This is a genomic window from Dietzia sp. Cai40, assembly GCF_014145165.1.
In the GTDB taxonomy this organism is placed as follows: Bacteria; Actinomycetota; Actinomycetes; order Mycobacteriales; family Mycobacteriaceae; genus Dietzia; species Dietzia natronolimnaea.
The window spans coordinates 1-9,018 of the sequence record NZ_JAALEB010000145.1; the positions used below are offsets into that span (position 1 = coordinate 1).

General features: G+C 70.0%; 11 protein-coding genes and 1 riboswitch. Of the genes, 6 read left to right on the forward strand and 5 right to left on the reverse strand.

Annotated elements, in window-relative coordinates; genetic code table 11:
* From G6022_RS06295 to G6022_RS06310, 4 genes are all read left to right on the forward strand, one after another.
* A partial coding sequence (locus G6022_RS06295) for a GNAT family N-acetyltransferase (protein WP_182691201.1) occupies window positions 1-263 on the forward strand: 263 nt, incomplete at its 5' end.
* 13 nt (window positions 264-276) lie between these two features.
* Window positions 277-1,077 carry an exodeoxyribonuclease III gene (locus G6022_RS06300; RefSeq protein WP_179523457.1) on the forward strand — a complete coding sequence of 267 codons (801 nt, stop codon included), beginning with the start codon at window positions 277-279 and terminating at the stop codon, window positions 1,075-1,077.
* Window positions 1,078-1,114: 37 nt separating this feature from the next.
* Complete coding sequence (gene ppk2 / locus G6022_RS06305) at window positions 1,115-2,008, forward strand: polyphosphate kinase 2 (RefSeq protein ID WP_182639972.1); 894 nt, start codon at window positions 1,115-1,117, stop codon at window positions 2,006-2,008.
* A 124-nt stretch (window positions 2,009-2,132) separates the two neighbouring features.
* Entirely contained in the window at window positions 2,133-2,549 is a 417-nt protein-coding gene (locus G6022_RS06310) for a CoA-binding protein (protein WP_182639971.1), read from the forward strand.
* A gap of 28 nt (window positions 2,550-2,577) precedes the next feature.
* On the opposite strand, the gene G6022_RS06315 is transcribed toward G6022_RS06310, so the two are convergent.
* The 3 genes from G6022_RS06315 to G6022_RS06325 form a co-directional block, all read right to left on the reverse strand.
* On the reverse strand, window positions 2,578-3,015 hold the full coding sequence (locus G6022_RS06315) for a CD225/dispanin family protein (protein ID WP_179523460.1): 438 nt from the start codon (window positions 3,013-3,015) through the stop codon (window positions 2,578-2,580).
* Window positions 3,016-3,105: 90 nt separating this feature from the next.
* Window positions 3,106-4,305: a winged helix DNA-binding domain-containing protein gene (locus tag G6022_RS06320; RefSeq protein WP_182691203.1), complete on the reverse strand. Its 1,200-nt coding sequence runs from the start codon at window positions 4,303-4,305 to the stop codon at window positions 3,106-3,108.
* 5 nt (window positions 4,306-4,310) lie between these two features.
* Window positions 4,311-4,607: a GNAT family N-acetyltransferase gene (locus G6022_RS06325; protein ID WP_182639645.1), complete on the reverse strand. Its 297-nt coding sequence runs from the start codon at window positions 4,605-4,607 to the stop codon at window positions 4,311-4,313.
* A 73-nt stretch (window positions 4,608-4,680) separates the two neighbouring features.
* Window positions 4,681-4,795: riboswitch (TPP riboswitch) on the forward strand.
* Between G6022_RS06325 and thiC the strand changes: the two genes are divergently transcribed.
* Entirely contained in the window at window positions 4,791-6,494 is a 1,704-nt protein-coding gene (gene thiC / locus G6022_RS06330; RefSeq protein WP_187700455.1) for a phosphomethylpyrimidine synthase ThiC, read from the forward strand. (Overlaps the previous riboswitch by 5 nt.)
* Before the next feature lie 113 nt (window positions 6,495-6,607).
* Here thiC and G6022_RS06335 read toward each other — a convergent pair whose 3' ends face one another.
* Entirely contained in the window at window positions 6,608-7,372 is a 765-nt protein-coding gene (locus tag G6022_RS06335; protein ID WP_179523463.1) for an ABC transporter permease, read from the reverse strand.
* Window positions 7,369-8,283 carry an ATP-binding cassette domain-containing protein gene (locus G6022_RS06340; RefSeq protein ID WP_182639646.1) on the reverse strand — a complete coding sequence of 305 codons (915 nt, stop codon included), beginning with the start codon at window positions 8,281-8,283 and terminating at the stop codon, window positions 7,369-7,371. Before G6022_RS06340 ends, G6022_RS06335 begins: the two co-directional genes overlap by 4 nt.
* An 86-nt stretch (window positions 8,284-8,369) precedes the next feature.
* On the opposite strand from G6022_RS06340, the gene G6022_RS06345 reads away from it, so the two are divergent.
* The coding region (locus tag G6022_RS06345) for a DUF1707 domain-containing protein (protein WP_182691205.1) at window positions 8,370-9,018 on the forward strand (649 nt) is incomplete at its 3' end.

The window sequence follows — 9,018 nt, forward strand, 5'->3', positions numbered from 1 at the left end:
ACGGAGCCCCCCGCATCGCGGTCTCGTGCGTGCAGACGGCCGACGCCCACCGCCGCCGCGGGCTCGCCGAGGTGGTCACCGGCGCGCTCGTCGCGTGGGGGCGGGCGCTGGGTGCCGAGGAATGTCACCTCCACGTGTTCGCGGACAACTCGGCCGGTCGCGGCCTGTGGGCCAAGCTCGGGTTGGCCCCGCATCACTCGATGCGTCACCTCGTCGTCGTCGAGGGTTCGGCTCCACGGTCCGCGCGATCCGACACGGGGTAATAGACTGCTCGCCATGCGCCTGGCCACCTGGAATGTGAACTCGATCAGAGCTCGACGGGACCGGGTCGTGGCCTGGCTGGAACGCTCCAACGTGGACGTCCTGGCCATGCAGGAGACCAAGTGCAAGGACGACCAGTTCCCGCACGAGGCGTTCGAGGAGCTGGGGTACCAGGTCGCCCACCACGGTCTCAGCCAGTGGAACGGCGTGGCCGTGGCCTCCCGGGTGGGGCTCGACGACGTCCGGCTGGGCTTCGACGACATGCCCGGTTTCCACAAGGATCCCGAGGTCACGCAGGACCCGGAGGCGCGCGCCATCTCGGCGGTGTGCGACGGCGTCCGCGTCTACAGCCTCTACGTGCCCAACGGTCGCGAACTGGCGGATCCGCACTACACCTACAAACTCGAGTGGCTGGCCCGGCTCCGCGACCACGCCTCCGCCGAGCTCGCCGCCGACCCGTCCGCGCAGGTGGCGCTGGTGGGTGACTGGAACGTGGCGCCGCACGACGACGACGTGTGGGACATGGAGGTCTTCGACGGCAAGACCCACGTCTCGGAGCCCGAACGCCAGGCCTTCGCCGCCTTCGACGGAGCGGGCTTCCGCGAGGTCACCCGCGAGTACACCCCGGGCCCCGGCGTCTACACCTACTGGGACTACACCCAGCTGCGCTTTCCCAAGAAGCAGGGCATGCGCATCGACTTCCAGCTGCACTCACCGGAGTTGGCCGCTCGGGTGACGGGCGCGTTCATCGATCGCGAGGAGCGCAAGGGCAAGGGCGCCTCCGACCACGCGCCCGTCGTCGTGGACCTCGACTAGCACCGCCACCTCGTCTCAGCATCAGGAGCCCCCACCGATGTCCACGTTCCAACTCCGCCACTACATCGACCGGCTGCGCGCCGAGGGCTTCACCGTCCGCGACGACCACGGTGAGGACCCCGACCTCATCGACATCAACGGCAGGGCCGTGGACACGTGGCGGGAGAACTACCCGTACGACCACCGGCTGGACCGCAACCAGTACGAGGTGGAGAAGTACCTGCTGCAGATCGAGCTGCTCAAGTTCCAGAACTGGCAGGCCGAGTCGGGTCACCGGCACGTGATCGTGTTCGAGGGCCGGGACGCCGCCGGCAAGGGCGGGACGATCAAGCGGTTCACCGAGTACATCAACGTGCGCCAGGCCCGCGTGGTGGCGCTGATCAAGCCCACCGAGACCGAGCTGTACCAGTGGTACTTCCAGCGCTACATCAGTCATCTGCCCACCCGCGGCGAGCTCGTGATGTTCGACAGGTCCTGGTACAACCGGGCCGGCGTCGAGCGGGTGATGGGGTTCTGCACCGACGCCCAGTACTCCACGTTCATGGAGCAGGCGCCCATGTTCGAGAAGATGCTCGTGGATTCCGGCATCGGGCTGACCAAGTTCTGGTTCTCGGTCACCCGGGAGGAGCAGAAGACCCGGTTCGCGATCCGACAGTTGGACCCGGTGCGGCGGTGGAAGCTCTCCCCGATGGACCTGGAGTCCCTGGACAAGTGGGACAAGTACACCGCCGCCAAGGAGGAGATGTTCCGGCGCACCGACACCGACTGGGCGCCCTGGATCACCATCAAGTCCAACGACAAGAAGCGGGCGCGCATCAACGCGATGCGCCACTTCCTCAACCAGTTCGACTACCCGGAGAAGGACCCGCAGGTCGTTTTCGAGCCCGACCCGAAGATCGTCCGGCGCGGCAAGGTCGCCGTCGGGGACTGACTGAGCCTGCGAAGGAAGACCCCGCGCACAGGCCCCGTCGGGGACTGACTGAGCGTGCGAAGGAAGGCCCCGCGCACAGGCCCCGTCGGGGAATGTCCGCGCGGCGCCGCGCATTGCACTGGGTATGAGCCACACGAATGATCCGACCGTCATCACTCGCCTGCTCTCGGATCGCGGGCGGTGGGCCGTGGTGGGCCTGTCCTCGAATGCCGGACGCACCGCGTACGGGATCGCCGCCTACGTCCGGGACCTGGGCCACGAGATCGTCCCGGTCCATCCGAAGGCCGAGACGGTCCACGGGCAGCAGGGATACCCGGACCTGGCGTCGGTGCCCGGGGAGATCGACGTCGTGAACGTGTTCGTCAACTCGCACCTCGCGGGCGGAGTCGTCGACGAGGCCATCGCCCGGGGGGCGAAGGCCGTCTGGCTGCAGCAGGGAGTGATCGACGAGGGCGCCGCCCGGCGGGCCGCGGAGGCCGGTCTGGACGTGGTGATGGACACGTGCCCGGCCATCGAGGCACCGCGGCTGGGATTGATCTAAAGGCGCGGTCGAGTCCGCACGCCGGGGATCAGTACCCGACGGAGGCCAGCCCCACCATGGCGATGATGAAGACGAAGTAGAGGACCACGAGTCCCCCGAAGATGGCCAGCGAGATGAGGCCCAGCTTCTTGGCGGAGGCGCTCGCGGCCTCGGCCTCGGCGTGGTGGCCGGCCGCCCACAGCGGGTAGACGTCCGCGGCGCGGGTCATCGCGACGAACGACAGCGGCCAGAAGAACAACAGCGAGGCCACCGCCCACCCGATGTTCGACGGCGGGCCGGGTCGGGTGGCCCCGGGGGAGCCGGTGAACGCCCCGGTGCCCTGACCCCCGTAGCCGGGGTTCTGGCCGTACGAGGGTGCGCTCTGACCGTAGGACGAGTCCTGCCAGTAGCCGGACTCCTGTCCGTGGGACTGGCCCGCCCCGAACGGGGAGTCGGAGGGGGAACCGGGGTAGCTCGGGTTCGTCATGACCGAATCGTATCCCCGGAGTGAGGTCGGCCGAAACACCCTCCTACCGAACGGACGGCCCCCATCCGACCGGTGCCGCGCGTGCCGCCGTCAGGTCGGATGCCTGCGGAACGCCCGCGCGATCCCCGTCGACTGCCGCCCGGACAGAGTCGCGAACGGCGCGGTCTCGATGCGACGCCGGCCGCCCGAGCCCACCGTTCTCCACGTGGCGATCACCCTGCTCCGGTGCACCACCGTCCGCCGGAACACACCGTTGTTGCCGGGAACGATCAATCCGGCGTGGTCCGGGTCCACCGCGTGGGACCGGTCGCCGTAGCCGAGCAGGTATTCGTCGAATCCCGGGAGCAGGAGCACTGAGTCCGCGGACCGACCCGCAGCGGCCAGCCGATCGGGCGCGGCCGGGTCCATCCAGTGGGTGGCGCCGTCGAACGACACCGCCTCGAGTCCCCCGGACACGGCCTCCAGGGCGGGGCGGACATCCCGTAGCGGCAGGCCGGTCCAGCGCCGGAAGTCCTCGGCCCGCGCGGGTCCGTGCGACCGCAGGAACCTCTCGAGCCACTCCGCGACGGCCTGCTCGCGCGGGGGTGTGCGGGGGACGACCCCGTGCGCGGCCAGCCACCGCCCGTGGTGGGCGAACCCGTGTACCGGACCCGCGGACCCCGTGCCGTCTGGCCCGGTGTCGTCGGACCCCGTGTCATCGGACCCCGTGCCGTCTGGCCCGGTGTCGTCGTCCCCTGTGCCGTCGACCTGGCTGACGAGCCCGTCGACGACGAAGAGGTACAGCAGGTGATACCCGCGGCCTCCCGAGACGTCCACGCCCTCCGCCCGCCAGCGATCCTGGAGCTGGGCACGGGTCCGGACACGCGTCCCGGCGATCTCCTCGAGCAGAATTCTGTGAGCGCGGGCGATTCCGTCGTCGTCGACCCCGAGCGCGGCGAGCCGCCCCAGCGCGGCAGAACGGGACCGCCCCGCGGCCACCCCGACCATCCACCCGAGGTCCTCACCGGGCACGAGGTGGAAGGTGCCGCGCATGGGCCACGAACGGACGACGGACCCGTCGGCGAGGGCTGCTCGGACGTCGCTGATCGTCGCGGGCCCGCCGTCCGGACCGAGGGAACGCAGGGCGACCGATTCGAGGACGCCGGGCAGGTCCTGCCCCTGCATGCACGCCATCCACCGCACCGCCTCTGCGGGCGAGGCGCAGCGTTCCCCCACGAGCCGCTGGGAGGCCAGGCGGAGGCGGGCGAGATCCCGGCGGGTGACCGGAGTGGTCCCGGACGCCTCCCTCACCGGGGTCAGCGGGGGGCGACGAGGAGTTGGTACTCGGGGAAGCGGATGAGGAAGCGGCGGACGTAGCTGCACACCGGCCGGACCTTGCTCCCGTCCAGACGCATCCGGGTGAGGACCAGACTGACCAGCAGGCGAGCGATGCCCTGCTGACCGAAGTGCTCCTCGATGACGGTGTGGAGAAGGATGTAGACCTCGCCGTCCTTCTCGTACCCCACCAGGCCCATGAACGTCTCGCCGTCCCACAGTTCGAACCGGTCTCTATCGGTGTTGTGGACCAACACCAGTGACTCTACTCGGGACATGGGGCTCCTTCGGCAGGGTGTGTTCCACACGTGATCCTACTCGCCGGGGTACGCTCGCCCGGCACAATTTCATACTCGTCCACACGGGAGTCCGCTTCGGAGCGCGGGCTGAGAGGACGGCCAGCCGGGTCGTCGACCGTTGAACCTGTCCGGGTCATGCCGGCGTAGGGAGCAGTGAACATCATGGGCAGAAACACGTCCACCACCAGCGCAGACACCACCTCGATCGAGGCCGTGACCTGCGGCCCCATCCATTCCAGCAGCAAGTCCTACCTCGAGGTCCGGGCCGAGGGCAGCACCCTGCGCGTGCCCGTCCGTCGGATCTCCCTGACCAACGACACGACGTTCGACGTCTACGACACCTCCGGTCCGTACACCGGGTACGCCGACGCCGGGGAGTGCCACGACCTGGCCGCAGGACTGCCGCCCACCCGCGACGGCTGGGCCCACCCGGAGGCCGCGCCCGCCTCGGCGGAGGACCCCACGCCGGTGCGGACCCAGCTGGCCTGGGCCCGCGCGGGCCACATCACCCCGGAGATGCGCTTCATCGCCGCGCGGGAGGGGATCGACGTCGAGGTGGTGCGGACCGAGGTGGCGGCCGGCCGCGCCGTCATCCCGGCCAATCACCGCCACCCGGAGAGCGAGCCGATGATCATCGGCAAGCGCTTCCTGACCAAGATCAACGCCAACATCGGCAACTCCGCGGTCACCAGCTCGATCGCGGAGGAGGTCGAGAAGATGGTGTGGGCCTCCCGGTGGGGCGCGGACACCATCATGGACCTGTCCACCGGGCGGGACATCCACGAGACCCGCGAGTGGATCATGCGCAACTCCCCCGTTCCCGTGGGGACCGTGCCGATCTACCAGGCACTGGAGAAGGTGGGCGGTGATCCGACCGCGCTGACCTGGGAGCTCTACCGCGACACCGTCATCGAGCAGTGCGAGCAGGGCGTGGACTACATGACCGTCCACGCGGGCGTGCTCCTGCGGTACGTCCCGCTCGCCGCCAAGCGCGTCACCGGGATCGTCTCGCGCGGAGGTTCGATCATGGCGGCGTGGTGCCTGGCGCACCACCGCGAGTCGTTCCTCTACACCCACTTCGCCGAGCTCTGCGAGATCCTCGCGCGCTATGACGTGACGTTCTCCCTCGGGGACGGCCTGAGGCCCGGATCGATCGCGGATGCCAACGACGAGGCCCAGTTCGCCGAGCTCCGCACGCTGGGTGAGCTCACCGGGATCGCCAAGCGCCACGGCGTCCAGGTGATGATCGAGGGCCCCGGACACGTGCCGATGCACATGATCGTGGAGAACGTGCGGCTCGAGGAGGAGTGGTGCGAGGAGGCGCCCTTCTACACGCTGGGGCCGCTGGCCACGGACATCGCACCGGGTTACGACCACATCACCTCCGCCATCGGCGCCGCGCGGATCGCGGAGGCGGGTACGGCGATGCTCTGTTACGTCACTCCCAAGGAGCACCTGGGCCTGCCCGATCGCGACGACGTCAAGACCGGCGTGATCACCTACAAGATCGCCGCGCACTCGGCGGATCTGGCCAAGGGGCACCCCGGCGCACAGAGACGGGACGACGCGCTGAGCACCGCGCGGTTCGAGTTCCGGTGGAGGGACCAGTTCGCCCTGGCGCTCGACCCGGACACCGCGCTGGCGTACCACGACGCGACTCTGCCCGCCGAGCCCGCCAAGACCGCCCACTTCTGCTCGATGTGCGGTCCCAAATTCTGCTCGATGCGGATCTCCCAGGACATCCGGGACTACGCGGCCGAGCACGGGATGGAGACGGTCGAGGCGATCGAGGCGGGGATGGCGGAGAAGTCGGCGGAGTTCGCCGAACAGGGCTCCCGCGTCTACCTGCCGATCAGTCAGCACTGACCTTCCACAGGGCGTCCGACCCCCCGCGAGTCGGCCCAGCCCGCGAGTCGGCCCAGCCCGCGACGAGACGCGGCCCGGGTGTACCTACACCCGGGCCGTGTCGTGGGTGCCGCTCAGGCGTCGCGGCGCAGGGTGATTACCAGACCCGCGACCCACAGGGCCACGCAGACCGCCGCGTACCACGCGAACGCCGGCCACTCGCCCCACGTGATGAACCCGCGCGCGGTCTCACCCTGGGTCCAGAAGTCGCCGTTGGCGAACGGCATCCAGCCGGCGATGTCCTGCCCCACCCGGGGGATCAGGGAGACCATGCCCTCCAGCGCCAGCGTCCACACCAGGAACAGCGAGATGGTGCCGGCGGCGTTGCGCATGATGTACGCCAGGCCCATCACGGCGAGGGTGCCCACCGCCGCGTAGACGGGGAACCGCACGAGGTACGTCAGCCCGTCGCCCGAGAACGGGGTCCACGAGTCCAGACCGGACAGCGCCCCCGCGGCCAGCAGCGAGACCACCACCGCCACGGCGGTCACGACCATCGACATCACGGTGAACAGCGCCGTCTTGGCGAGCACCGCCGGCCACCGCGACGGTGAGGCGAGGAAGGTGGCCTTGTTCGTGTGGTAGCGGTACTCGCCGGTCACGGCGACGATCGCCGCGATCCACGCGAGGATGACGGTGAAGGCGCCGACTCCCAGGATCGCGAACAGCGGATCGCCCCCGCCGCCGGGTTCCCCGACGATCGGGTCCCCCGCCGAGGGCTGCTCGAACTGGCCGATGATCACGGCCAGGCCGAGGGCGAGGGCGATCCCCAGGCCGTACAGCCAGTAGGCGCTCTTGGTGGTGGTGACCTTGATCCACTCGGACTTCAGCAGGTTCATCGGGTGGTCTCCTGACCGTGGTACTCGACGTCCTGGTCGGTGAGCGCCATGAAGGCCTCCTCGAGCGACGCCCGCTTCTCGTGTAGTTCGTGGACGGTGATCCCCAGACTCGCGGCGAGGTCACCGACCCGGGGGGCGGGCAGCCCCTCGACGAGGAACACGCCGGCCTCGGGGTCGAACGTGGCGGTGATCCCCTCCTCCCGGGCGGCGGCGGTGAACTCGTCGACGTGCGGTGTCCGGAGGAGGACGGAGGACGTGGCCGCGGAGAGGAACTCCTCGACGGACGTCTGGGCGCGGAGCACCCCCCGACCGATGACGACGAGGTCCTGGGCCGTCTGTGCCATCTCCGACAGCAGGTGGCTCGACACGAGCACCGTCCGGCCCTCGGCGGCGCGGGCGTGCATGAAGCGGCGGATCCAGAGGATGCCCTCGGGGTCGAGACCGTTGACCGGTTCATCGAAGAGCAGCACCTCGGGGTCGCCGAGCATGGCGGTGGCCAGCCCGAGTCGCTGGCGCATTCCCAGCGAGTACCCGCCCACCTTGCGGCCGGCCACGTCGCTCAGACCGACCAGCGACAACACCTCGTCGCCGCGGGTGGCCGGCAGACCACCCGCGGCGGCGATCATCTTCAGGTGTGCGCCCGCGGACCGGTTGGCGTGGGTCCAGGACGCGTCGAGCAGGCACCCGACGGTGTGGGTGGGCCGCTCGAGTTCCCGGTAGCGCCGGCCGTTGATCAGCGCCTCACCCGAGGTGGGGGTGTCCAGGCCGACGATCATCCGCATGGTGGTGGACTTCCCGGCCCCGTTCGGGCCGAGAAAGCCGGTGACGACGCCCGGCCGCACCACGAAGCTCAGGTCCTCGACCGCCGTAGCGGCGCCGAAGCGTTTGGTGAGATTGCGTACCTCGATCATGGTCTCCAGTGTGCCTGCCGGGGCGCGGGAAGCGGGCTCCTCCCACTCAGCTCCCGTACAGGTGTGTCAGGGCTTACCCTCGTCCCATGGATGACGCCCGCCCAGATCCCGGTCCCGAACTCCCGTCGATCCGTGCCTCGGACCACGAGCGTGAGGCGACGGCGAGGTTCCTCCAGCAGTCCTACTCGGAAGGGCGCCTGACCCTCGCCGAGTTCGACGAGCGGACCACCAAGGCCTACGGGGCCCTCTTCCAGTCCGACCTGGCCGAGCTCACCCGCGACCTGTCGCCCACCCGTCGCGACGGTGGGGCCGCGCCCGCGGCGCACCACGAGGCGGCACCCGCACGCAGGGTCACCGGCGGGAGCGGTCCGTCGACGTCCCTGGCGTTCATGGGCGGGTGCGAGCGCAGGGGCACGTGGACGGTTCCGGCCGAGCACACGGCGTTCGCCATGATGGGCGGGGTCGAACTCGATCTGCGGGACGCCGCGATGCAGGCACACGAGACCACGATCCGCGCCTTCGCCATCATGGGCGGGGTGGAGATCTACGTCCCGGACGACATCCACGTCGTGGTCGAGGGCCTCGGTCTCATGGGCGGGTTCGGCGAGGAGGCGGGCAGGTGGAAGCCCGACCCCCGGCCGGTCCGGCAGGCTCCCCCGGGCGCGCCGGTCGTGCGGGTCACCGGGCTCGCACTGATGGGCGGCGTCGAGGTGCGCCGGGTTCCCCGCACGCGGT